This window comes from Arthrobacter sp. B0316-5-4 (assembly GCF_059090325.1).
Genome location: NZ_JBNHFN010000001.1, coordinates 195,501 through 219,785, shown reverse-complemented (window position 1 = coordinate 219,785; position 24,285 = coordinate 195,501). Strand labels below are relative to the sequence as shown.

The window sequence follows — 24,285 nt, the reverse complement described above, 5'->3', positions numbered from 1 at the left end:
GGTCAGTTGCCGGCCTCTTCCGCGCCGGCAGATTCGAGCATCCGCACCCACATGTCCGGGAATTCCGGCATGGTCTTCGAGGTGGTGGCGATGTCTTCCACCTTGACGCCTTCGACGGCGAGGCCAAGGATCGCTCCCGCTGTGGCCATGCGGTGGTCTGCATAGCTGTGCACTACGCCGGCATGCAGGGCGGCTGGCCGGATAACCAGGCCGTCGGCCGTTTCCTCAGCGTCACCGCCCAGCCTGTTGATCTCAGCCACCAAGGCGGCGAGCCGGTCAGTTTCGTGGCCACGAAGGTGGGCGATGCCAGTGAGCCGCGAGGGGCTGGCCGCCAGTGCGCAAAGCGCGGCAACGGTGGGTGCGAGTTCGCTGGTCTCGTCGAACTCCGCGCCCTTGATCTCTTGCCCGCCGGTAACTGTGAGGGTCCCGTCCTGAAGACTGACCTCCGCACCCATTGTGGCGAGGATGCTCCGCCACATGTCGCCTACCTGGGTGGTGCCGGATGGCCAATTGGGAATGCTGACGGTTCCCTTGGTAGCCAACGCGGCTGCCAGGAAGGGGCCGGCGTTGGAAAGGTCCTGCTCAATCCGCTGGTCGAAGGCGTTGATGGGGCCAGGGGAGACCCGCCAATGGTTGGGCACCGAATCGTCCACGGAGACCCCTACGCTGCGGAGGGTGGCCACGGTCATTGAGATGTGGTCGAGGCTCGGAACAGGCTTGCCGACGTGCTCCAGGTGAAGACCCTCGGTGAATCGAGCACCCACCAGCAGCAAGGCGGACACGAATTGCGACGAAGCGCTGGCATCGATCACCAGGTGGCCGCCCCGCACCTCGCCGGTGCCCTCCACGGTGAACGGAAGGGCCGACGGCGTCCTGCCGCCTTCAGCTGCGACCGGAACCCCCAGCGCAACCAGTGCTTCGATGATGGTGCCCATGGGCCGGTTGCGTGCGTGCGGGTCGCCGTCGAACACGGTAGCCCCGCGGCGCAACGCCGCGAGCGGCGGCACAAAACGCATCACCGTTCCAGCCAGCCCGCAATCGATCGCAGTTTCTGCGCTGGTGGCCATGGGGTCCAACGGCGTGATCAAAAGATCGGGTCCGTAGTCGCCGTCACCCGGTTCTTCGGTGACCGTAGCGCCAAGCTGCCGGAGCGCCTGGATCATCAGGGCAGAGTCGCGGGAATGCAGGGGAGCCCGCAGGCGTGACGGGCCGTCCGCCAAAGCCGCCAGCACCAGGTAACGGTTGGTCAGGGACTTCGAACCCGGTACCGTCACCGACGCATTCACCGGCCCCCGAGCGTAGGGGGCGGACCACAGCGGAAGCTGGGTCCTGGTTGCTGTTGGATCGGTGTTTGCGGGGGTGGTACCTGTCATGCTTCCTTATGCTCCAACTGCGTTGTCTACGGCCTTGCGTACTGCTTTATCGGCGCGCTTGATCTGCTTGCCGGTGACCTTCTTGGCATCGGCAGCGAGGTGTTCTGCCCGCCAGGCGATACTCGGCCGCCCCTCGGTGTCAACGGAAGCCAGGAGGACGCCTCCTGTGAGGGAAATGTTCTTGAGGAGGCGGGCCTTGCGGGCAATCCGGCCTTCCTTGGTGCTGATATCGGCTGAGCGCCACTCAACATAGGAGTTAAGGGCCGAGGTCACAACCAGCACAGTTGCTGCGAAACGGGAAAGCTTGCCCAGGCCGAGCAAGGTTCCTGCGCCCAGCTGGGCGCCACCGATAACGCGGGCAAGGGTCTTCTCGTCTGCTTTGAAGGGCAGCGACTCCGATGCGCGACGCAGCACGGGCGAGAGTTGCTTCGCGGTGTCGTCCGCGTTCCGTAGCTTGTCCAGACCTGCGACGACGAAGCTGGACGCGAGCATGGGACGCGCGAGAAAACGGATAACAGACATGTCTTGCCTCCTGGATGGCTTGCCACACTATTCGATGAGTGTTGTGTTCACGGGGTGCAGTCTGCTCTAGTCTTGCACCTTTGCGGAATATTTACCCAGCGGCGGCCGTTGTGAACTTCAGGTGCGGTGGAGACCGGACCGCGGCATGGCGTTGCCGCTTCGCTGAACGGAGTTGGTTTTTTGACTTTGGTTAAGGACCGGGCGGTCCTGTCCGAGCCTGGGTACGGTTCACAGCTGGTTTCACCGAAGCTGACAGTAGACTTGGCAACGATGAGCACCATTGAACCGGCCGCAGCGGCCATGTATGAAGCAGCCGACTCGTCCGCAGAGGGCACTGCGGAGGCGCCGGCCGCCGTCGACGTCGCAACTGAGACGTCCGAGCAGCGGCGCGCCCGATTCGAGCGCGACGCCATGCAGTACGTGGACCAGTTGTACTCGGCAGCGATGCGGATGGCACGGAACCCTTCGGACGCGGAAGACCTGGTCCAGGAGGCCTACACCAAGGCCTTTTCCGCCTTCCACCAATACAAGCCCGGTACCAACCTCAAGGCGTGGTTGTACCGCATCCTGACCAACACCTACATCAATCTCTACCGGAAGCGTCAGCGGGAGCCCCTGCAGTCGAATTCGGACACGATTGAGGATTGGCAGTTGGCCAAGGCCGAGTCGCACACCTCCGCAGGGCTGCGGTCCGCGGAAGCAGAAGCGTTGGACCACCTGCCGGACTCCGACGTCAAGAACGCGTTGCAAGCCATCCCGGCGGAGTTCCGGTTGGCGGTCTACTTCGCGGACGTCGAGGGATATGCGTACAAGCAGATCTCAGAAATTATGAACACTCCCATCGGCACAGTGATGTCGCGGTTGCACCGCGGCAGGAAAATGCTGCGGGACATGCTGGCGGACTATGCCGCCGAACGGGGCTTCAGGGCCCATACCGAAGATCAGGCCGCGGCCGGAAGCAACAATCAGGAGAAAGAGAAATGAGCGACTGCCAGGGATTGGGCGATTGCGATGATACGCGAATGCAGCGGATTTATGAGTACCTCGACGGTGCGTTGACCCGCGAGGACCTCACTGAAATCAAGCAGCACCTCGATACCTGCGAGGAATGTGCCGAGCAGTACGACCTCGAGTGCCTTATCCGCACCATGGTTAAGCGTTCGTGCACGGAGTCCGCGCCGGAAAACCTCAAGAATTCCATTCTTGACAGGATTCACTCCATCAAGCCCGTGGACGCCTGATCCGTCCCGGCACAGGGTATTAGTCCCGGCAAAGGGTATTAAGCGTCGAGGGCCCCGGAAACCGAATGGTTTCCGGGGCCCTCGCTTTTAGGCATGTGACACTAAGCCGCTGGCTTAGGTGTTGGGACGCTTGCCGTGGTTCGCGCCGCCACGCTTACGGTCACGACGCTTACGTGCACGCTTGCTCATAGCTGGCCTCCTTCAAGGATTGATACTCAATAAAGCTGCCCTCCAGTTTCGCACACCCGGGTGCTGCGTCGCGAACCGGCGCCGCCCCGAGCGGAACAGGCCGTCAGCTCCGCAGCGAATTTCGGATCGATATGCGTGCTTGGTCCAGCACGGTACGGACTGTTTCAACGGCCACAGGCGTCAACGGATGCGAAGCGCCGTGCTGGCGCAATTCAACCCGGATGTCATCCCTGAAGGACTGGACCATCAGCTCAGCTTCCTTGAGGATGCGTTGGCCCTCCGGCGTGTGCCCCCCGGTCCGGCTTCGGGAGGCGGCTGCTGAAGCACTGCTGCGTGCGGCCTCCGCGGTGGCTGCAAGGTCTGCCCGCAGGCCACGCATGTTGGTCCTGATATCCTCCCGCAGGTTGTCAGCGAGCCGCCTGACCGATGCCGAGATGGTGTCCTCTACATCGGCCAGTTCAGCCCGTCTGCCATCCAGCTCCGCGCGGCCGGCGTCGGTAATGAAGTACTTGGTGCGCCTGCCTTCGGTCTCGGTGGCGACGAGTCCTTCTTCTTCCAGCTTGCCCAGGCGGGGATAAATGGTGCCGGCGCTGGGGGAGTAGGTGCCGCCGAAGCGGTCGCCCAGGGCCTTGATCAGTTCATATCCGTGCTTTGGGCCTGCTTCGAGCAAGGCAAGGAGGTAGAGGCGCAGGGCCCCGTGGGCGAAGACTGGGGGCATCAGAGGCCTGCTTCCCCGCTGGCAGGGTGGTCGTGGTCCGGTGTGGGCGCGGAGGCATGCATGATGTACGTCTTGCCGGAAACCGTGTTGGTGCGGACCAGCATCAGCCGCTCATCGGGTCCAACGATGGTGTGCACGTTGCTGCCCGGCTGGGCGTACATCTGATCGTCGATCACCACTGATCCGCTGGCCGACTTCGCGACGATGTCCAAGCCAACGTCGTGGGGCAGCCGGATGGTCAGGTCGCCGGAGACGGAGTTCGCCCCAAGATCGTTCGTGTAGTCCTGGAGGTCGAAGCTGAGATCGCCGCTGACAGTGTTCGCGCGGACGTTCTTGAACGTGCCCGACGCCGTAACTTCGCCGGAGACGCTTTTGGCGGTCAGGACGCCGTCGTGGTTTCTGGCGATGACCTCGCCGCTCACCGTGTTGACGTGGAGTTCGCCGCTGGTCCCGTCCGCCATGACGGAACCGGAGACTGTGTTCAGCCGGGTGCGGCCGCTGGTGCCAGACACCATGCCATCCCCGCTGACCGTACCCGCTTCGACGTCGACGCCGTTGGGGAGGGCGATTCCCACCACCACGGAGTTGGTGCTGGTGTTGTTGACCGTGCCCATCAGGTTCCGGAACCAGCCTTGCGGACCCTGTAGCTGATGGCGCACTTCAAGGCGGCCATCCACCAGGGTGACAGTCAGCGGGTCGCCGGTAATCTCGCTGATTTCGATTCGGACAAAGTCCTCATCATGGGTCACCACGTCGAAGCGACCCTTGACGATTCCCAACTTCAGCGAGCGGACGTGGTCCACTTCGATGGTTTGCGGACCAGTTACGGTCCATAGCTCCTCAGACATGTCCCCTCCAGATTGCGATATATCGCGTTGATAAAACTCACGATATATCGCGAATCGGAGGGGTGCAATGGTCTGCGTGTATCAGGCAGGGTGGCGAACCCGTATACCGGCTACTCAGGCTGGGCGATGTTGAGCCATTGGAACCAGCCGCGGTGCAGGACCAGCCAGGCAATCAACCCGTAGCCCGCCTGGCCCGGCGTTCCTCCGTTGGCTGCAAGGTCCGTCCTCCACTGCTCGTGATTGAGCAAGGGGGAGAACGTGTCAACGTAGTGGTGATTCCGCCGGGTGGTGACATCGGCAAACGCCGTGTTGAGCTCGGCAAGCCGCTTGTTCCGGGCGGGATCGAGCGTGGGCGGAGGACCGACCACAAAGACCTCAACGCTGCTGTGTGAGGCCCCGTCCAGGATATTGGCGAGGTTCAGCCTGCTCCGCGCAGTGGACAGGCCAAACTCCAGGTCGCGGCCGGACAAGCCGATCACCAGGCGGTTCTCGTGGGTGTCGCTGAAACGCCTGCCCGCTTCATCCTGCCAACGCGCGGCGAGCCCCTCGGTCCCCTCCATGGGACAGGGGAGCGGGAAACTCTCCACTACGACGGAGTCCTGGGGCGTACGGGCGAGCACTCTTCCGAGCCAGCCCAATGCGCGGGGATCCCCCAGGCCCGCGAGCAGTTCATCTCCTACAGCTGCAATGCGCAGCTTCCTGTCTTCCACGGTTACCTCTTCACACTCGTTACGGTCCTTGCACGGTTCAGGCTCAACAGCCGGTTCGGGAACCGGTACCTGTCCCATTAAACAGAACTGCCCGGCCTGAGGCGCGCTTATCGCTCCTCGGGCCGGGCAGTTTCGGTTTTACTTGCGTTCGAACGCCTGCTTGATCAGGGCATCCTGTTCAGCAGCGTGGCGCTTCATGGAACCTGCAGCCGTCGACGCAGACGCCGGACGCGACACCAAGCGAAGCTTGCGATCAAGCTCCGGTGCCAGGTTCAGGCCCATGAACGGCCATGGCCCCTGGTTAGCGGGTTCGTCCTGCGCCCACACGACGTCAGCGTTCGGGTACTTGGCGAGCTCCGCATCGATCTCAGCCTTGGGCAGCGGGTAAAGCTGCTCTACGCGGATGATGGCTGTGGAAGTATCGCCGGACTTCTGCCGGTTGGACAGGAGGTCGTAATACAAACGGCCCGAGACCAGGATGACGCGGTCAACGTTAGCCGGCTGCACCTCAGGATCGCTGATGACCGGCCTGAAGCCGCCGTTCGTGAAGTCTTCGACGGCGGAAGCGGCGCCCTTGAGGCGCAGCAGCTGCTTGGGCGTGAAGATGATCAACGGCTTGCGCGGACGGCTGTAGGCCTGGCGGCGGAGCAGGTGGAAGTGCGAAGCGGCCGTGGTGGGGTTCGCCACGATCATGTTGTCCTCGGCGCACATCTGCAGGAAGCGCTCAATGCGTGCGGACGAGTGGTCCGGACCCTGGCCTTCGTAACCGTGCGGCAGCATGAGCACCAGCGAGGAACGCTGGCCCCACTTCTGCTCAGCCGAGGAGATGAACTCGTCAATGATGGTCTGCGCACCGTTGACGAAGTCACCGAACTGGGCTTCCCACAGGACCAGGGCATCGGGGCGCTCTACGGAGTAGCCGTATTCGAAGCCCATTGCTGCGTATTCGGACAACAGCGAATCGTAGATCCACAGCTTGGCCTGGTCATCCGAGAGGTTGCCCAGGGGGAGCCATTCGTTGCCGTTGGCACGGTCGTGGAAGACTGCGTGGCGCTGGACGAACGTTCCGCGGCGGGAGTCCTGGCCTGCCAAACGAACGGGCACGCCCTCCATGATCAGCGAGCCGAAGGCCGCGATCTCGCCGAAGCCCCAGTCGATGCCGCCTTCACGGGACATCTGCTCGCGCTTCTCCAACAGTTGCTTGAGCTTGGAGTGAACGGTGAAGCCATCCGGGATTTCCAGGTGGGCCTTGCCAATGCGGGCAAGCGTCTCAGCGGAAATCGCGGTGGATGCCGGGGAGTTGGTCCCGAAGTCAGCTTGCTGGGCGATGGGCCGCTCGATGTCCGAGACAGCTGCCGAGTCCGCGGTGATGATCGGAATCGGCGATGTCTGGGCAGCGTGCGTTTCAGCGAAGACCCGCTCGAGGCGTTCCTGGTAGTCGCGGAGCAACTGCTCTGCTTCTTCCTCGGTGATGTCACCACGGCCAATCAGCGACTCGGTGTACAGCTTGCGAACGGAGCGCTTGGCCTCGATCAGGTTGTACATGAGCGGCTGGGTCATCGAGGGGTCGTCGCCCTCGTTGTGGCCGCGACGGCGGTAGCAGACCATGTCGATGACGACGTCCTTGTGGAAACGCTGACGGAACTCGTAGGCGAGCTGCGCAACGCGGACCACGGCTTCGGGATCGTCGCCGTTCACGTGGAAGACCGGTGCCTGGATCATCTTGGCGACGTCCGTGGAGTACGTGGACGAACGCGAGGAGGACGGAGCGGTGGTGAAGCCAACCTGGTTGTTGACGATCACGTGGATGGTGCCGCCCGTGCGGTAACCGCGGAGCTGTGAGAGGTTGAGGGTTTCAGCCACAACGCCCTGGCCCGCGAAAGCTGCGTCACCGTGGACCATGATGGGCAGGACAGGGAAGGACTCACCCTGGTCCAGGCGATCCTGCTTGGCGCGGACGATGCCTTCAAGGACAGAATCCACGGCCTCCAGGTGCGACGGGTTCGCGGCGAGGTAGACCTTGGTCTGCTTGCCGTTGTCCGAGGTGAAGGTGCCTTCGGTGCCGAGGTGGTACTTGACGTCACCGGAGCCCTGGACCGAGCGCGGGTCCTGGGTGCCTTCGAATTCGCGGAAGACCTGGGCGTACGTCTTGCCTGCGATGTTGGTCAGCACGTTGAGGCGGCCACGGTGGGCCATGCCGATGGCAACCTCGTCCAGACCGTCGTCGGCTGCATCAGAGATGACGGCGTCGAGCAGCGGAATCAGCGACTCGCCGCCCTCCAGGGAGAAGCGCTTCTGGCCGACGAACTTGGTCTGCAGGAAGGTCTCGAAAGCCTCAGCCGCATTGAGCTTGGAGACAATGCGAAGCTGCTCTTCACGGCTCGGCTTGGAGTACGGGTGCTCCAGCTGGTCCTGGAACCATTTGCGTTCCGCCGGCTCCTGGATATGCATGTACTCGATGCCGGTGGTGCGGCAGTAAGCGTCGCGAAGCACCCCAAGGATGTCGCGGAACTTCAGCTGCGGCTTGCCGCCGAACCCGCCCGTGGGCCATTCGCGGTCCAGGTCCCACAGCGTCAAGCCGTAGGTCAGGACATCCAGGTCCGGGTGCTTGCGCTGGACGTACTCCAGGGGATCGGTGTCGGCCATCAGGTGGCCGCGCACGCGGTAGGAGTGGATCAGCTGCTGGATGCGGGCGACCTTGTTGATCTCGTCGGCCGGATCCACCTGCAGGTCCGGGCTCCAGCGCACGGGCTCGTACGGGATGCGCAGGGCTTCGAAGATCTCGTCGTAGAAATTCTGCGCGCCGAGGAGGAGCTGGTGGACCAGCTTGAGGAACTCACCACTGCCCGCGCCCTGGATCACGCGGTGATCGTAGGTGGAGGTCAGCGTCAGGATCTTGCTGATGGCGTTCTGGGCGATGATCTTCTCGCTGGCGCCCTGGAACTCCGCCGGGTAGTCGAGGGCGCCGACGCCGATGATGGCAGCCTGGCCCTTGGAAAGGCGCGGCACGGAGTGGACCGTACCGATGCCGCCGGGGTTGGTCAGCGAAACCGTGGTGCCTGCGTGGTCATCGGCCGTCAGCTTGCCGTTGCGGGCGCGCTTGATCAGGTCCTCATAGGTGTGCCAGAACTCGGCGAAGTCCATGGTCTCGGCCTTCTTGATGTTGGGAACCATCAGGAGGCGCGTGCCATCGGGCTTGGGCATGTCGATGGCGATGCCGAAGTTGACGTGCGCGGGCTGCACGGCGCTTGGCTTGCCGTCGATTTCGTCGTAGTAGACGTTCATCGAGGGGAACTGGGACAGTGCACGGACAACGGCGTAGCCGATGAGGTGCGTGAAGGACACCTTGCCACCACGTGCGCGGGCTAGGTTGGAGTTGATGACCACACGGTTGTCGATGAGCAGCTTGGCGGGAACTGCCCGGACGCTGGTGGCGGTGGGTACTTCCAGGCTGGTCACCATGTTGGTGGCGATGGCCTTGGCCGGGCCGCGCAGGACGGAGACGACGTCTTCTTCCGGCGCGGTGGGGGCCTTGGTGCTCTTGGGCAGCTGGGCCGGTATGGGCTGTGTTGCGTTGCCGCCGGCGGGCTTCTTTGCTCCGTCCCGGGCAACCGTGGCCGGTTCTTTCTTGGCCGGAGCCGGTGCTGCAGGGGCAGTCTCCGTGGCAGCTGCGGGAGCGGCCGGCGCCGGTGCCGGGGCCGCTGCGGCCGGAGCCACTACGGGAAGTACTTGGGTTGGGGGATTGGCAGCTGCTGGAGCTGCGGAGGTTCCGTTGGAAGAAGTGCCGTCAGCGGAGGCAAAGGATTCGAAGAGCGGCCACCACTTGGCGTCGACCGAATTCTTGTCCTGTTGGTACCGCTCGTACAGTTCGTCAACGAGCCACTCGTTTCCGCCAAATTCCTCTGGTAGACGGTGGCTGGGCTGCTCTGGCACTTGAAATACGCCTCTTCCATGAGTGTTGTTTTCCCGCTGGCCAAGGTTGCTTTTCCGCAACGATGGGACAGGGTCCGGGTCCCGCGAACTCAGACCCCTGACAGTCTAGTTAGGATCGTTGGTTAACTGCCAATAGTGGTGACCTAAATCATGTTGGAGCTGACTTAGTGGACCAAGGCGTCCATTAATGTGCGGTAACCCGCGTGTGGGGTCCCTGCCGGCGGACTGTAGACTGAAAGTCTTATGGACAGTAAATCTAGGTGCCGGCCTGGGAACTGTCGGGGGAGCCAAACTGGCAACTCCGCACAGCGTGCCCGTCGAGCCGGCAATACCCCTTCACATGCCCATCACGCGCCGGCGTTTACTGCCGGTGGTGCCGCAGACCATGCGTCCGCGGCGCCCGACCAGCCTCCGCCGGGGCGAATCCCCTGGCCGATGGCGTTATCCCCATTGCACTCGCCCACCCTTGGAGTGATGCGCTAAGTGGAATGGATTCTTCTCCTGGCCGGCTTTGCCCTGATTCTTGGCACCGGCTTTTTCGTAGCAGTTGAGTTTTCCCTCGTTGCCCTGGACCAGTCCAGTGTCCAGCGTGCAGTCGACAACGGAGACCAAGCGGCCGCCCCGTTGTTGAAGTGCCTGAAATCGCTCTCCACCCAGCTCTCCAGTTGCCAGCTCGGCATTACGCTGACCACGCTGTTGACTGGTTTCGTGATGGAGCCCTCCGTTGGGCAGTTGCTGGTAGGGCCCCTGGGCCTGCTTGGCCTTCCCTCCGAGGTGGTGCACTCGGTTGCGTTGATCGTTGCGATGGCCTTCGCGACCCTCCTGTCCATGCTGATCGGCGAGTTGGTTCCCAAGAACATGGCCATCGCCCTTGCATTCCCGCTGGGCAAGCGGCTCGCCCGTCCGCAGCTGATGTTCACTGCGGTCTTCAAACCGGCGATTGTGGTGCTCAATGGCTTCTCGAACAAGGTGCTGAACCTTTTCGGTCTTGAGGCCAAGGAAGAGATCTCGGGCGCACGCACCCCCGCGGAACTCGCCTCGTTGGTTCGGCGTTCCGCTGCGCTTGGGACGCTGGATGCCGGCACGGCCAACTTCGTGGCGCGGACCCTGAACTTTTCGGGACGCACCGCGGCGGACGTCATGACCCCGCGCATCCGGATGGAAACAATCGACGCCGACCAGTCGGTGGCGGACATCCTCGATGCCGCCCGTAGGACCGGATACTCGCGGTTCCCTGTCATTGGCGATTCCACGGACGATATCCGCGGGGTGGTCCACGTTAAGAAAGCCGTGGCCGTACCCGCTGAGCGCCGTTCCAAGCTCCAGGCCGGAGCGATCATGACCGACGTCCTCCAGGTTCCGGAAACCATCCACCTGGATGCGCTCCTGTCGGAACTGCGTGAGGGTAACCTGCAACTGGCCGTTGTCCTGGATGAATACGGTGGCACGGCCGGCATCACCACCCTCGAAGACCTGGTGGAAGAGATTGTGGGCGAAGTGGCGGACGAGCACGACAAAGTCCGTCCCGGCGTGCTGCAGAGCGCATCCGGGGACTGGTACTTCCCCGGCCTTCTGCGGCCCGACGAAGTAACAGAGCAAATCCCCAACCTGGTAGTCCCTGATGAATCCGCCTACGAAACCGTGGGCGGGTACGTCATGAGCCAGCTGGGACGTATCGCCAAGGCCGGCGACGTCGTGGACGCGGTCGGCGGCACGCTGACAGTGACCAGGATGGACGGCCGGAGAATCGACAGGATCTGCTTCCACCACGTGGAAACGGACGAGTCGTCCCCGGAGGACGCAGAAAGCGCCCGTCATGAAGCAGGTGCCCTATGAGCGACTGGGTAGGAATCCTCTGGCTCGTCGTGCTCCTGATCGGCAACGCGTTCTTCGTGGGTGCGGAATTCGCAGTCATGTCGGCCCGGCGCAGCCAGATCGAACCTTTGGCGGAGGCGGGTTCCAAACGCGCGCAGACAACATTGCGCGCCATGGAAAATGTCTCGCTCATGCTGGCTTGTGCCCAATTGGGCATCACCGTTTGCTCGCTCCTGATTCTTCAGGTGGCGGAGCCTGCCATCCACCATTTGCTGGCTGAGCCCCTTGAACTGGTGGGCGTTCCGGTCGAGCTGGCGGATATCATCGCCTTCGCGATCGCTTTGCTGTTCGTGACGTTCCTGCACGTCACCTTTGGCGAAATGGTGCCGAAGAACATCTCGGTGTCCGTGGCTGACAAGGCAGCACTGCTGTTGGCCCCGCCGCTGATGTTCATTGCCCGCTTGGTCAATCCGGTCATTTGGACCCTCAACTGGCTGGCCAACCACATCCTGCGGTTGATGAAGATCGAACCCAAGGATGAGGTGTCTTCCTCGTTCACGCTGGAAGAGGTCCAATCGATCGTCCAGGAGTCCACGCGCCATGGATTGGTGGACGATGAAACGGGCCTGTTGAGTGGAGCCTTGGAGTTCTCCGAGCACACGGCGGCCCACATCATGGTTCCGCTGGACAAGCTCATGGTGCTCAAGACGGCTTCCACCCCCGTGGACCTGGAAAAGGCAGTCAGCCGGACCGGTTTCTCACGATTCCCGATGGTGGACGACGACGGCGAACTCGCCGGTTACCTGCACGTGAAGGACATCCTGTCCATCCCGGAGGAGGGCCGGAAGCACCCCATTGCCGAAGGCCGCATCCGTTCCTTGGCGAACCTGGCACCGGATGACGAGATCGAGCAGGCCATGTCGGTCATGCAGCGCACGGGATCACACTTGGCGCGAGTCGTTGGTGCCGGTGGCGACACCCAAGGCGTGCTCTTCCTTGAGGATGTCATTGAGCAGTTGGTGGGGGAGATCCGGGACGCCACGCAGGCGACGGGGATCCGCCGTTATGGTGGCCAGCAAGCCCAATAAAGCACAGTAAGACAGTTCTGGCGTCGGTCGTTTCGATCGACGCCAGAATTGTCTAAATAGGAATCATTCCTATTTAGGGCTACACTGAATCCCGTCAGTAATTGTGTTTGATTCTCATTTTGAGTAGATCCGAGGTCTTCGTGCGTCGTTCCGCCGTCCGCCTGTCCCTGGCCGCTTCTGCAGGCCTTGCCGCGCTCCTGCTGTCCTCCTGTGCCGGCCCGGCCGGGGCGGGCAACCAGTCCCAGTCAGGTGCCATCGAGGTAGTTACCTCGACGAACGTTTACGGCGACATCGTCAAGGCCATCGGCGGGGACAAAGTGGACGTCAAGGCGATCATCACCAAGACCAGCCAGGACCCGCACTCCTATGAGGCCAGCGCCCAGGACAAGCTGGTTATTTCCAAGGCGAAGCTCGTGGTGGAGAACGGCGGCGGGTACGACGAGTTCCTGCACAAAATCGCGGACGAGACCAAGATCGGCCACGAGAACATGATCAGCGCCGTCGAGGTTTCAGGGCTCGCTCCCGAGGAGGAAACCCACAGCGCGGACGCCCACAGCGACGAGCCCCACGCACACGACCACAGCGACTTCAACGAGCACGTCTGGTACAGCCTGGAAACCATGGGCAAGCTCGCTGATGCGGTGGCGGCCAAGCTTGGCAGCCTCGACGCCGGGTCCGCTGCGACCTTCACCGGCAACGCAAATGCTTTCAAAGCGAAACTTACCGGGCTGACCACCACGTTGAATACCGTCAAGGCCGCCAACGAACACCAACCCGTGGCCATCACAGAGCCGGTTCCCCTGTACCTCCTTGAGGCGGCAGGCCTGGAGAACAAGACTCCCGAGGCTTACAGCGCTGCCGTCGAAGAGGGAACCGATGTGCCGGCCTCGGTACTGAAGGAGACAACTGACCTCCTCAGTTCCAAGTCGGTGCGGTTCCTTGCCTACAACGAGCAGACCGAAGGCCCGCAGACCGAAGCCGTCAAGCGCGCGGCAGAAGCTTCGGGCGTGCCAGTACTGAATTTCACCGAGACGCTGCCGGAGGGCAAGGACTACGTCCAGTGGATGACTGACAACGTCGAGTCCATCGCCTCGGCATTGAAGAAGTAGCTCCACCCAAGGCCCACCTGAGGTAAAGGGTCCTGTTGGCGTCCTAAGATATTCAGGATGGCTTCGGGGCCTTTTGCCTGCCACCAGAACAGCCGCCATCACCAGCACCAGAACTATTGCGTTCCCAGCAGCGCTTGGATCGAGGACAACTTTTGACACCGGTAGTGAGCCTCCGCGGCGCCAGCCTGCAGTTCGGCAAGAGGACACTCTGGCGGGACCTGGACCTGGACATCAACCCGGGAGAGTTCTTCGCCGTCCTGGGGCCCAACGGCAGCGGTAAGACGAGCTTCCTGAAGGTCCTCCTCGGATTGCAGGAACTCCATTCCGGCACCGTGTCCTTGGGCGGCCACCCGGTGGAACGGGGCAGCAAGCGGATCGGCTACATTCCACAGCAGAAGGCGTTCGCGCCAGATACTCCCTTACGTGCCCGTGACCTGGTGGGGCTTGGGATCGACGGACACCGCTGGGGCATCAGGCTATCGTCGGGCAAGGTCAACCAACGGATTGACGACTTGCTGGAGCAGGTAGGTGCCTCCGATTACGCCAAGGTTCCTGTGGGCCAACTGTCCGGCGGTGAGCAACAACGGCTCAGGGTGGCCCAGGCGCTTGCCTCGGAACCGCAGGTCCTGCTGTGCGATGAGCCGCTGCTTTCGTTGGACCTGCATCACCAGCAGGGCGTCAGTGCGCTGATCAATAAACAGTGCCACGAGAGGAACAGCGCCGTGGTTTTCGTGACCCACGAGATCAACCCTGTGATCGACTACGTGGACCGGGTGCTCTACCTGGCAGGTGGGCAATTCCGTGTCGGAACGCCACAGGAAGTCATGACCACGGAAGTTCTTTCGGAACTGTACGACAGCCATGTGGAGGTCATCCACACGAACGGCAGGATCGTCGTCGTCGGGCTTCCCGACGCAACCACGCACTTCCATGACGATGCCCACGCCAGCGTCGGGGAGGAACTCTAAATGGACCTGGATTCTGTTTTTCAGACCATCTTCAACTTCGAGAACTACTCGGAGCTGCTGGTCCTCGTCCAGAACTCCATCTGGGCCGGGGCCGTCCTGGGGCTGCTTGGCGGCCTGGTTGGCACCTTCGTGATGAAACGCGATCTCGCGTTCGCTGTTCACGGCATCTCCGAACTTTCCTTTGCCGGAGCGGCTTTTGCGCTGCTGATTGGTGCCGACATCATTTTCGGGTCCTTGATCGGCTCGGTGGCCGCGGCAGTGCTGTTGGGCTTCATGGGCGTCAGGGCCCGGGATAAGAACTCGATCATCGGCGTCATCATGCCCTTCGGCCTGGGCCTGGGCATCCTGTTCCTGGCGCTGTACGAGGGCCGGGCAGCGAACAAGTTCGGGCTGTTGACGGGTCAGATTGTGTCCGTTGACACGGTTCAGCTGCAGGTTCTCGCCGGGACTGCCGTAGTGGTGATGCTTGCGTTGGTGGCTATCTGGCGGCCGTTGAGCTTCGCTAGCGTGGACCCCGAGATGGCTGAAGCCCGCGGTGTGCCGGTGCGTGGCCTGGCGATTGGCTTCATGGTTCTTCTGGGCGTCAGCGTGGCGCTGTCCATCCAGATCGTTGGCGCGCTGCTGGTGCTTGCCTTGCTGATCACCCCCGCTGCAGCGGCTCTGAAGGTGACTACCTCGCCCAAGTTGGTGGTGGTGCTCAGCGTGGCCTTTGCCATGACCGCCACCGTGGGCGGCATCCTTCTGGCCCTTGGAAGCCGGATTCCCATCAGCCCCTACGTCACCACGTTGTCATTCCTGATCTACGTGGTGTGCCGGGTGATCGGACGAGTGCGCGCCAACCGCGGCCTCAACGGGCGTGTGTCGCGGGAACAACCTGCGGGAGCGCTTTAGAGCTTTCCGGCGGCTTTCTTCGCAGTGCACTCCGGGCAGAGCCCGAAGATTTCAACCGTGTGCGCAACCTCGGTGAAGCCGTGTTCCGCGGCAGTGCGGGCCGCCCAGGTCTCGACGGCGGGGGCCTCCACCTCGACCGCTTTGCCACAGTTGCGGCACAGCAGGTGGTGGTGGTGACCCGTGACAGCGCAACGACGGTAGACCGCCTCGCCTTCGCCGTTGCGCAGGACGTCGATCAGTCCGTCATCAGCCAGGGACTGGAGGATGCGGTATGCGGTGGCAAGGGACACTGAAATGCCCTTGTTTTGCATCAGCCTGTACAGCTCCTGGGTGCTGACAAAGTCGTCCAATTCGTCCAGGGCAGCGCTGACAGCCAAGCGTTGCTTGGTGACCCGCTGCTCCTTCACACCGCTGGAGGCCGGCGTAGCCGGGCCTGTCGTGGTGGAACTGGTGCCATGTGGCATTGACTGACTCACTTCCGTGGGGATGCTGGCAAACCCCAATTTTACCAGCAGGGGAACCTTGGAAACTGTCAGGGGCCGCCCATAGGCTGTCCCCATGAAGCTCACCAAGTACACCCACGCATGTGTCCGCTTGGAGAAGGACGGAAGCGTCCTTGTCATCGACCCCGGGGCCTTCTCGGAAGCCGAAGAAGCGCTGAAGGGGGCCCAAACAGTACTTATCACCCATGAGCACAACGACCATATTGACTCACCCGCCGTTCTGGCAGCCCTTCGCAGCAACGATTCGCTGGAAGTCCACGCTCCGGCCGGAGTCGCCGCAGCACTGAAGGAAAACAGCGACGTCGCCGCCCGTGTGCACGTCGCCGAGCCAGGCTCGGACTTCCAGGCCGCTGGGTTTGGCATCAGAACTTTCGGCGGCCAGCACGCGGTCATCCATCCCCAGATTCCGGTAGTAGCGAACATCGGTTACCTGGTGGACGGGAACGTGTTCCACCCGGGGGATTCCTTCGTGGTTCCGGACGGCCTGGAAGTCAAGACGCTCCTGGTCCCCATCCATGCGCCGTGGTCCAAGGTGGGCGAGGTCCTGGACTTCGTGATCTCCGTGCGCGCTCCCAAGGCATATCCGGTCCATGATGCACTGCTCAACGAGCTGGGACGGGGTCTTGTGGAAGGCCATGTCACACGGATTGGTGCCCGCTACGGGACCACCTACCAGGCGCTGGCTCCGCGGGACTCCGTCGAGGTCTAGCCGGTCCAGGTTCCCGTGTCGTGGAAGTGCTTCAACACCGTTTCATACGGGGCGGGATCCAGGCCGTGCGAGGCAAGCCACCCGGCGTCGTTGTAGCTGCCTGCGTAGCGGTCGCCGCCGTCGCACATGAGCGAAACGATGCTGCCTTGGCGTCCCTCGGCGATCATGCCTGCAATCAACTGCCAGACGCCCCAGAGGTTGGTTCCGGTGGAAGGTCCCGCGTGCAGGCCCGTGAGTTCGCGGAGATGCCGCATGGCGGCGACGGACGCGGCGTCGGGGACCTGGATCATGTGGTCGATCACCGCCGGAATGAAACTAGGTTCCGAGCGCGGACGGCCGATACCTTCGATGCGTGAGGGCAGCCCTGTGGCCGTGGACGCGTCGCCGTCCCGCCATGCCGGGTAGAAGGCCGAATTTTCGGGATCAACTACGGCAAGGCGGGTGCTGTATCGGTTGTAGCGGAGGTAGCGGCCGATCGTGGCACTGGTGCCGCCGGTGCCGGCTCCCACCACGATCCATTCGGGCACAGGGTGCTCTTCAAGGGCCAGCTGTTCAAAGATGGATTCGGCAATGTTGTTGTTGCCCCTCCAGTCGGTTGCCCGTTCTGCGTGGGTGAACTGGTCCATGTAATAGCCGCGGGACGTCTTCGCGGTCTCTTCAGCCACGGCGTAGACCTCCGACGCGTGGTCCACGAACAGGCATGTGCCGCCGAAGTCTTCGATCAGTGCGATCTTTTCGGGGCTGGTTGTCCTGGTCATGACCGCGATGAACGGCAGGCCGATCAGGCGGGCGAAGTAGGCTTCGGAGACCGCCGTGCTGCCACTGGAAGCTTCGACGATGGTGGTGCCTTCGGTGATCCACCCGTTGACCAGGCCGTACAGGAACAGTGAACGTGCCAGGCGGTGCTTGAGGCTGCCCGATCGGTGCGTGGACTCGTCCTTCAAGTACAGTTGCACGCCCCAATGCTCCGGGAGCGGCACTGCGTAAAGGTGGGTGTCTGCCGAACGGTTGTTCTCGGCCTCGATGGTGCGGATGGCCTCGTTGGCCCAGGCCCTGTCCTGAATACACGAATTGCTCACTGGATAAGCCTAGGCTGGAATGCGGGTGCCGACAGCAACGGTGCCCGTGCCGTCGGACCGAAGGAGAACCCATGGACACTCTGATCAGCGCTGCAGGGCTTCACAGGCGCCTGGAATCGGGCGAGCGGACTGTGCTCCTGGATGTGCGTTGGGTCCTGGGCCGTAGCGATGGGCATAGCGAGTACCTGGCCGCCCATCTGCCGGGTGCGGTTTTCGTGGACCTCCCCTCAGAACTCGCCGACCACGCCCAGCCCGAACGGGGCCGCCACCCCTTGCCTGCCCCGGAACGCTTCCAGACGGCTGCCCGCAGCTGGGGAATTAACGACGGCGACACGGTGGTGGCGTACGACAACAGCGGCAGCATGGCCGCGGCCCGCGTGTGGTGGATGCTGAGGAACGCAGGATTCGACTCGGTCTACTTGCTCGACGGCGGCCTTTCAGCTTGGCGTGCAAACGGGTATCCGGTGGAAGAGGGGGAGGTACGGCCCGCCGTCGGGAACGTGTCCTTGGGGGACGGCGCCATGCCGGTCATCACCGAAGAGGAAGGGGCACAGTGGTCCCGCCACGGGACGTTGTTGGATGCCCGGGCCGGGGAGCGCTACCGGGGTGAAGTGGAGCCTATCGATCCCAGGGCAGGGCACATTCCGGGGGCCGTGAGTGCTCCAACCACGGAGAACGTGGCAGCCGACGGTACGTTCCTGCCGGCAGGGCAACTCCGCCGACGGTTCGAAGCCCTGGGCTTGGCAGATTCCAGCGATGTCGCCGTCTATTGCGGTTCCGGGGTGACGGCGTCACACGAGATTGCCGCACTGCATATCGCCGGTTTCACGGCATCACTCTTTCCGGGATCTTTCTCGCAGTGGTCCAACAACTCCGGCAATCCGGTGGCTGTGGGTGCAGAACCGTTCGACGCCGACGCCGACGCCGGGAGTGAAAGCCGTCACTCGGGTCAGAGTGGCACCAGCGCCACTGCCGGGAGTAGCGTCGAAGCATGACACCCGGACGCCCTGTGCCCCCGCCCCTTGCCAAGCCCATCTCCCTTGATCCGGACTGGACCGGCGTCGAAACCAGTACGCTTGCCGCAGCCTACGGCGCAACGGCGCCGGACAGCGGTTTGGTGCCCCTGACCGTGGCCCGCCGGGTCCCTACGGAAGACGACGTGGAGATCGCGATCGAATTCTGTGGGCTCTGCCATTCGGACGTCCATGCCACGCGCGGGGAATGGCGCGTTCCGCCTTACCCGCTGGTACCCGGGCATGAAATCGTAGGGCGGGTGACCCGGGTGGGCACCGGCGTGCAGGACTTCGCCCCCGGCGACCGCGTAGGGGTGGGTTGCATGGTGGACTCGTGCCGCGAATGTGAGAGCTGCCTCGACGGCCTCGAACAATACTGCGAGCGGGGCAACATCGGCACCTATGGTGCTGCAGACCCCCGGCATGGCGACGCTGTGACCCAGGGCGGATATTCGACGTCGGTGGTGGTTGACCGCCGGTTCGTGCTGAGGATCCCCGATGCGCTCGATCCCGCAGCAGCGGCGCCGCTGTTGTGTGCCGGGATCACCACGTACTCCCCGCTGCGGTACTTCGACGTCGAAGAAGGCGACACCGTGGGCGTTGTGGGCTTGGGCGGACTGGGTCACATGGCCGTCAAGATCGCCAAGGCCATGGGCGCGGAAGTCACTGTGTTCACCACCTCGGAATCCAAGTTCGACGCCGCACGGGAACTCGGAGCCGACCACGTGGTCCTCTCCAAGGACTCCGAAGCCATGGAAGAAGCCAACCGCAGCATCGACGTCATCATCGACACTGTCGCTGCACCGCACGACCTCAACCCCTACTTCCGTACGCTCCGCCTGGACGGTGCCCTCTTCCAGTTGGGCCTTCCCGCCGACGACATGCCGCCTGTCAGCCCCGCGCTGCTCATCCGCCGACGGCTCGCCTATGCGGGCTCACTGATCGGAGGCATCGCCGAAACGCAGGAAATGTTGGACTTCTGTGCCGAACACGGCGTCGCCAGCGACATCGAGATCGTAGGAGCTGAACAGCTGAACGAGGCGTACGACCGCATGGTGGCCGGCGACGTGAAGTACCGTTTTGTTCTGGACACCGCAACACTTCAGGAACCATCGGAAAGGGCAGACGCATGAGCACGCTGTTCACCAGGATCATCGACGGGGAGATCCCCGGCCGCTTCGTCTGGAAGGACGATGAAGTGGTCGCCTTCCTGACCATCGCCCCGCTCACGCAAGGCCACACGTTGGTAGTGCCGCGTGAAGAAGTCGACTCGTGGACGCATGCAAGCCCGCAACTGCTGGCCAAGGTCATGGACGTTGCCCAGAGCATCGGAAAAGTCCAGGAGGAGCTTTTTGACGCCAAGCGCGTGGGCGTCCTGATGGAAGGCTTCGAAGTGGAGCACCTGCACGTCCACGTGTGGCCGGCCTACTCCACTGCGGACTTCGAGGTGCACAACGTGGACCACAACCCGGACCCCGCAATCATGGACGCTACTGCGGTGAAGCTGCGTGCGGCCCTGCGGTCTGCCGGGCACGGGGACGCCATTCCGGCAGACTGATTCCAACCAATAGTTAACCCGGCGGTGCTGAATCAGCTCCGCCGGGTTTTTTGTTGGCTGCTATGCCGGGGCGAGTGCCTGGTTGAGGACGGTGCGGATGCGCTTCTCCGATACGGAGTAGGCGGTTCCGAGCTCTACTGCGAAAAGGCTTACCCGCAGCTCTTCGATCATCCAGCGCACCCGGGTTAACTCTGTGCCTGCCCGACGTCCCGGCAGGAGGGCGGAAACGGCGTCGTCGTAATCATCCTCAAGGCCTTGCACGACTGCCATGTTGAGGCTGTCGCGCTGGACGTTGCCAGGCAACTTCTCCAAGCGCTTCTCAATGGCCTGCAGGTACCGTGGCACCTGGCTCAATTGGGCGTAGCCCGTACGTGCCACAAAACCCGGGAAGACCAACTGCTCCAGCTGGCTCTTCATGTCATTGAGCGCACTGATCAAGGGCAGGCTCGCGTTGGACTTCAGTTCCTTTTGGATGCGGCGGGTGCTCGACAGGATACGCTCGACGACGGCGGTCACCGTGAACACGGTATCGATCAGTTCTGCCCGGACTACTTCATACAGCGCATCAAAGGCCTGTCGGTCCCACGGAAGGTTCTCCGGCGTCAGCTTATCGATGGCAGCAAGGGCGCAGTCCGCGATCAGGGCGCTGACGGAGCCGTGCGGGTTCTGGCTGAACGTGAGCTTCTCCATGTTGCTCAGGTGCTCCAGCACGTAACGGTCGGGAGGCGGAATACGTAATGCCAGGAGCCGGATGACTCCGCCCCGCATGGCGGCCTCCTGTTCCGGCCGGGTCTGGAAGACCCGGAGCGCCACGGACTTGCCCTCATCGACCAAGGCGGGGAAACCGGTGACGGCATGGCCCTTCACGGTCCGTGTGACCTGGCGTTCCACGGTGCCAAAGTCCCATTCGGTGATCCCGCTCCTTTCTGCCACCGCGCCATCACCCGCCGCTGCAGCGCCGGGAGCCGGCTGCTGGCCGGTGGACGTACCAGGCACGCTGGTTCCTGTTCCGCTCTGGGCTCGGGACGTCGTGGCCGGGGTGGCTCCGAGCGACTCGGCGATGGCGCGACGGGTAGCGGGCGCCAGCTTTTCCTGGAGTTCACCAAGGTCCTTGCCCTCGTCCAGGACCTTGCCCTTGCTGTCCACTACCTTGAAGCTCACGCGGAGGTGTGCCGGTACGGCATCCCAGTTCCACGAGCCCGGAGGGATGACATGCCCGCGCAAACGGCGCAGCGCCAGTTCCAGGGAAGGCTCCAGCTCGTCGGTTGCAGGATCGAAGTCCGCCTCAAGTGCAGCGGTTGCCTGCCTTGCGACGTCGGGTGCCGGCACGAAGTTCTTGCGCACCTGCTTGGGCAGCGACTTGATGAGGGCCGTGACCAGTTCTGCACGTTGGCCCGGGATTTGCCAACGGAAGGGGGCGTCGTCCAGCTGGTTAAGGAACAACACCGGAACCTCAGCGGTCACGCCGTCGGAAGGGTTGGGAGCCGATCCCGGTGCGACGGGGTGGAACTCGTAGGTCAGCGGAAGCTCAAAGCCCTTGTGAAGCCACGTCTTCGGATACGCGGAGTCGTCCAAGGACTCGGCTTCTTCACTCATCAGGAGGGATTGGTCGAAGTCCAGAAGCGTGGGGTCCGACTGGCGGGCGTCCTTCCACCACTTATCAAAGTGCCTCTCGGAGACCACGTCCTTGCCTACACGGGCGTCGTAGAACTCGAAGAGGGTCTGGTCATCCACCAGGATGTCGCGCCGCCGCATGCGCGTTTCGAGTTCTTCGATTTCCTGCAGCAGGGCACGGTTGCGGTGGAAGAACTTGTGATGGGTCTTCCACTCACCCTCCACCAGGGCGTGCCGGATGAACAGTTCCCGGGACAGTTCGGGGTCGATCCGCCCGTAATTGACCCGGCGGTTGGGAATGATCGGCACACCATACAGGGTGACTTTTTCGTGGGCCAGGACGGCGCCCTGTCGCGAGGACCAGTGCGGTTCACTGTAGGAGCGCTTCACCAGGTCCGGTGCCACCTGCTCGGCCCACAAGGGGTCGAACTTCGCGGCAACGCGGGCCCAGAGGCGGCTGGTTTCCACCAGCTCGGCAGCCATGACAAACGCCGGCGATTTTTTGAACAGCGCGGAGCCGGGGAAGATCGCGAAACGGGTTCCCCGGGCACCGGCGTATTCACGCTTGCGCTCATCCAGGAGGCCGATGTGGCTTAGCAACCCTGAAAGCAGGCTGATGTGGATGCCCTCATAGTTGCCCACAGGATCTGCTTCGCGTTTGTTGTCCAGCGCGATGCCCAAGGGCTTGGCCATTTGCCTGAGCTGGGTGAACAGGTCCTGCCACTCCCGGACGCGCAGGTAGTTGATGAACTCGTTGCGGCACAGCCTGCGGAACTGGGTGGAGGAGAGCTCCTTTTGCTTTTCCTGGATGTAGTTCCAGAGATTGAGGAAGCCCGTAAAGTCCGAGATCTCATCGCGGAAACGTGCGTGTTTCTCCGCAGCGAGCTGCTGCTTGTCCGTTGGCCTCTCCCGCGGATCCTGGATGGTCAAAGCCGCGGCGAGGATCATGACTTCCCGGACGCAGCCGCGCTTTCCGGCCTCCACGATCATGCGGCCCAGCCTGGGATCAACCGGCAGTTGGGCAAGTTGATGGCCGACGGCGGTCAGCCCGCCTCCGTTGCGGCCGTTGCCACCGGCATCGGCAGGCTTGGATGCACGCAGGGCGCCTAGTTCGCGAAGGAGAGTAACGCCGTCGTTGATGGCCCTTGACTCCGGAGGTTCCACGAAGGGGAAGTTCTCGACGTCTTTCGGGCTCCGGGCGACCCCCATGGCTGTCATCTGGAGGATGACGGCTGCGAGGTTGGTGCGCAGGATCTCCGGGTCGGTGAATTGCGGACGCGACTCGAAGTCCTCTTCCGAGTAGAGCCGGATCGCAATGCCTTCGGACACGCGCCCACAACGCCCTGAGCGCTGGTTGGCAGAAGCCTGGGATACGCGTTCGATGGGAAGGCGCTGGACCTTGGTCCGGTGCGAGTACCGGGAGATGCGGGCAGTGCCGGTGTCGATGACGTACTTGATTCCCGGCACGGTCAACGATGTTTCCGCCACGTTGGTAGCCAGGATAATCCGTCGCTTGCCACCAGGGTTGAAGACCTTGTGCTGTTCCTGAAGGCTCAAGCGCGCGAAGAGGGGCAGCACTTCAGTGCCGGCCAGCCGGCGGTTCGTTTGGATACGACCATTGATGGCTTCTGCCGCGTCACGGATTTCGCGTTCACCGGAGAAGAAGATGAGGATGTCGCCGGGTGCTTCCTTGGCGAGCTCGTCAACGGCGTCGCACACGGCATCAAGGGGATCGCGGTCCTCTTCGAGCTCGTCGTCCGAGTCTTCCTCGTCCGCACCCGCCGGTTGGGACAGAGGGCGGTACCGGATCTCCACCGGGTAGGTGCGCCCGGAAACTTCAATGATCGGCGCTGGATCTTCATCGCTGCCGAAGTGCTTGGCGAAGCGTTGGGGGTCGATGGTAGCGGAGGTGATGATGACCTTGAGGTCCGGGCGCTGGGGGAGGATCCGCTTGAGGTAGCCCAGGATGAAGTCGATGTTGAGGCTGCGCTCGTGAGCCTCGTCAATGATGATCGTGCTGTATTTCCGCAGCAGTTTGTCCCGCTGGATCTCAGCCAGCAGGATGCCGTCAGTCATCAGCTTGATCTTGGTGGACGCGCCCACCTCGCCGGTGAAACGGACCTGGAAACCGACCTCCTGGCCGATCTCGACGTCAAGCTCCGAGGCTATGCGTTCGGCAACAGTGCGCGCCGCGAGGCGGCGTGGCTGGGTGTGTCCGATCAGGCCCTTGTCTCCAAGGCCCAGTTCGAGGCACATCTTGGGGATCTGGGTGGTCTTACCCGAGCCGGTTTCGCCGGCAATGATGGTTACCTGGTTGGCCGCGATGGCCGCCATCAGATCCTCGCGGCGCTCGGATACGGGCAGCTCTGCGGGGTAGGAGATATGAAGTGTCATGGCTGCTGCC

The 24,285-nt window shown here is 62.9% G+C and carries 21 protein-coding genes; 11 read left to right on the top strand and 10 right to left on the bottom strand.

Features of this window, described 5'->3' with window-relative positions; genetic code table 11:
• Positions 1 to 2: 2 nt before the first annotated feature.
• Positions 3 to 1,373, bottom strand: coding sequence for a 3-phosphoshikimate 1-carboxyvinyltransferase (gene aroA / locus AC5RU9_RS01015; protein WP_494015006.1), 1,371 nt, complete (start codon positions 1,371 to 1,373; stop codon positions 3 to 5).
• Between the two features lie 6 nt (positions 1,374 to 1,379).
• Complete coding sequence (locus AC5RU9_RS01010) at positions 1,380 to 1,895, bottom strand: DoxX family membrane protein (RefSeq protein ID WP_309994526.1); 516 nt, start codon at positions 1,893 to 1,895, stop codon at positions 1,380 to 1,382.
• Between the two features lie 180 nt (positions 1,896 to 2,075).
• Here AC5RU9_RS01010 and AC5RU9_RS01005 point away from each other — a divergent pair, with 180 nt between their 5' ends.
• Complete coding sequence (locus AC5RU9_RS01005; protein WP_494015005.1) at positions 2,076 to 2,879, top strand: sigma-70 family RNA polymerase sigma factor; 804 nt, start codon at positions 2,076 to 2,078, stop codon at positions 2,877 to 2,879.
• Positions 2,876 to 3,136 (top strand): mycothiol system anti-sigma-R factor, encoded by a 261-nt coding sequence (rsrA, locus tag AC5RU9_RS01000; RefSeq protein WP_018776387.1) that lies wholly within the window; start codon positions 2,876 to 2,878, stop codon positions 3,134 to 3,136. The genes AC5RU9_RS01005 and rsrA overlap by 4 nt, the downstream gene beginning before the upstream one ends.
• Positions 3,137 to 3,250: 114 nt before the next feature.
• Here rsrA and AC5RU9_RS00995 read toward each other — a convergent pair whose 3' ends face one another.
• From AC5RU9_RS00995 to AC5RU9_RS00975, 5 genes are all read right to left on the bottom strand, one after another.
• Complete coding sequence (locus AC5RU9_RS00995) at positions 3,251 to 3,325, bottom strand: 50S ribosomal protein bL37 (protein WP_369299106.1); 75 nt, start codon at positions 3,323 to 3,325, stop codon at positions 3,251 to 3,253.
• 103 nt (positions 3,326 to 3,428) lie between these two features.
• Positions 3,429 to 4,043 (bottom strand): PadR family transcriptional regulator, encoded by a 615-nt coding sequence (locus AC5RU9_RS00990; protein WP_494015004.1) that lies wholly within the window; start codon positions 4,041 to 4,043, stop codon positions 3,429 to 3,431.
• Positions 4,043 to 4,891 carry a DUF4097 family beta strand repeat-containing protein gene (locus AC5RU9_RS00985; protein ID WP_494015003.1) on the bottom strand — a complete coding sequence of 283 codons (849 nt, stop codon included), beginning with the start codon at positions 4,889 to 4,891 and terminating at the stop codon, positions 4,043 to 4,045. Before AC5RU9_RS00985 ends, AC5RU9_RS00990 begins: the two co-directional genes overlap by 1 nt.
• Positions 4,892 to 5,001: 110 nt before the next feature.
• Positions 5,002 to 5,601, bottom strand: a complete 600-nt coding sequence (locus AC5RU9_RS00980; protein WP_014922202.1) for a GDSL-type esterase/lipase family protein — start codon at positions 5,599 to 5,601, stop codon at positions 5,002 to 5,004.
• A 138-nt stretch (positions 5,602 to 5,739) separates the two neighbouring features.
• Positions 5,740 to 9,534, bottom strand: coding sequence for a multifunctional oxoglutarate decarboxylase/oxoglutarate dehydrogenase thiamine pyrophosphate-binding subunit/dihydrolipoyllysine-residue succinyltransferase subunit (locus AC5RU9_RS00975; RefSeq protein ID WP_494015002.1), 3,795 nt, complete (start codon positions 9,532 to 9,534; stop codon positions 5,740 to 5,742).
• Between the two features lie 483 nt (positions 9,535 to 10,017).
• Between AC5RU9_RS00975 and AC5RU9_RS00970 the strand changes: the two genes are divergently transcribed.
• From AC5RU9_RS00970 to AC5RU9_RS00950, 5 genes are all read left to right on the top strand, one after another.
• Positions 10,018 to 11,370: a hemolysin family protein gene (locus AC5RU9_RS00970; RefSeq protein ID WP_494015001.1), complete on the top strand. Its 1,353-nt coding sequence runs from the start codon at positions 10,018 to 10,020 to the stop codon at positions 11,368 to 11,370.
• Positions 11,367 to 12,437 (top strand): hemolysin family protein, encoded by a 1,071-nt coding sequence (locus AC5RU9_RS00965; protein WP_211711514.1) that lies wholly within the window; start codon positions 11,367 to 11,369, stop codon positions 12,435 to 12,437. Before AC5RU9_RS00970 ends, AC5RU9_RS00965 begins: the two co-directional genes overlap by 4 nt.
• A gap of 107 nt (positions 12,438 to 12,544) precedes the next feature.
• Positions 12,545 to 13,546: a metal ABC transporter solute-binding protein, Zn/Mn family gene (locus AC5RU9_RS00960; RefSeq protein WP_494015000.1), complete on the top strand. Its 1,002-nt coding sequence runs from the start codon at positions 12,545 to 12,547 to the stop codon at positions 13,544 to 13,546.
• 152 nt (positions 13,547 to 13,698) lie between these two features.
• Positions 13,699 to 14,514 carry a metal ABC transporter ATP-binding protein gene (locus tag AC5RU9_RS00955; RefSeq protein ID WP_211711516.1) on the top strand — a complete coding sequence of 272 codons (816 nt, stop codon included), beginning with the start codon at positions 13,699 to 13,701 and terminating at the stop codon, positions 14,512 to 14,514.
• Positions 14,515 to 15,405 (top strand): metal ABC transporter permease, encoded by an 891-nt coding sequence (locus AC5RU9_RS00950; protein WP_494014999.1) that lies wholly within the window; start codon positions 14,515 to 14,517, stop codon positions 15,403 to 15,405. It begins immediately after the preceding gene.
• Here the strand turns inward: AC5RU9_RS00950 and AC5RU9_RS00945 are convergent.
• The gene (locus AC5RU9_RS00945; protein WP_211711784.1) at positions 15,402 to 15,869 is read right to left on the bottom strand and encodes a Fur family transcriptional regulator; all 468 of its coding nucleotides are present in this window, start codon (positions 15,867 to 15,869) and stop codon (positions 15,402 to 15,404) included. The two genes, AC5RU9_RS00950 and AC5RU9_RS00945, sit on opposite strands and share 4 nt — an antisense overlap.
• A 94-nt stretch (positions 15,870 to 15,963) precedes the next feature.
• On the opposite strand from AC5RU9_RS00945, the gene AC5RU9_RS00940 reads away from it, so the two are divergent.
• Positions 15,964 to 16,617: an MBL fold metallo-hydrolase gene (locus AC5RU9_RS00940; RefSeq protein WP_494014998.1), complete on the top strand. Its 654-nt coding sequence runs from the start codon at positions 15,964 to 15,966 to the stop codon at positions 16,615 to 16,617.
• Here the strand turns inward: AC5RU9_RS00940 and AC5RU9_RS00935 are convergent.
• Positions 16,614 to 17,696, bottom strand: a complete 1,083-nt coding sequence (locus AC5RU9_RS00935; RefSeq protein ID WP_494014997.1) for a PLP-dependent cysteine synthase family protein — start codon at positions 17,694 to 17,696, stop codon at positions 16,614 to 16,616. The two genes, AC5RU9_RS00940 and AC5RU9_RS00935, sit on opposite strands and share 4 nt — an antisense overlap.
• Before the next feature lie 71 nt (positions 17,697 to 17,767).
• On the opposite strand from AC5RU9_RS00935, the gene AC5RU9_RS00930 reads away from it, so the two are divergent.
• Genes AC5RU9_RS00930 through AC5RU9_RS00920 form a run of 3 tightly spaced genes read left to right on the top strand, consistent with a single transcriptional unit; the run spans position 17,768 to position 20,267 of the window.
• A complete protein-coding gene (locus tag AC5RU9_RS00930; protein WP_494014996.1) occupies positions 17,768 to 18,691 on the top strand; it encodes a sulfurtransferase in 924 nt (307 codons plus the stop codon).
• Positions 18,688 to 19,842 carry an NAD(P)-dependent alcohol dehydrogenase gene (locus AC5RU9_RS00925; protein ID WP_211711521.1) on the top strand — a complete coding sequence of 385 codons (1,155 nt, stop codon included), beginning with the start codon at positions 18,688 to 18,690 and terminating at the stop codon, positions 19,840 to 19,842. The genes AC5RU9_RS00930 and AC5RU9_RS00925 overlap by 4 nt, the downstream gene beginning before the upstream one ends.
• Positions 19,839 to 20,267, top strand: coding sequence for an HIT family protein (locus tag AC5RU9_RS00920; RefSeq protein WP_494014995.1), 429 nt, complete (start codon positions 19,839 to 19,841; stop codon positions 20,265 to 20,267). The genes AC5RU9_RS00925 and AC5RU9_RS00920 overlap by 4 nt, the downstream gene beginning before the upstream one ends.
• A 60-nt stretch (positions 20,268 to 20,327) precedes the next feature.
• On the opposite strand, the gene hrpA is transcribed toward AC5RU9_RS00920, so the two are convergent.
• Positions 20,328 to 24,275 carry an ATP-dependent RNA helicase HrpA gene (gene hrpA / locus AC5RU9_RS00915; RefSeq protein WP_494014994.1) on the bottom strand — a complete coding sequence of 1,316 codons (3,948 nt, stop codon included), beginning with the start codon at positions 24,273 to 24,275 and terminating at the stop codon, positions 20,328 to 20,330.
• Between the last annotated feature and the right edge of the window lie 10 nt (positions 24,276 to 24,285).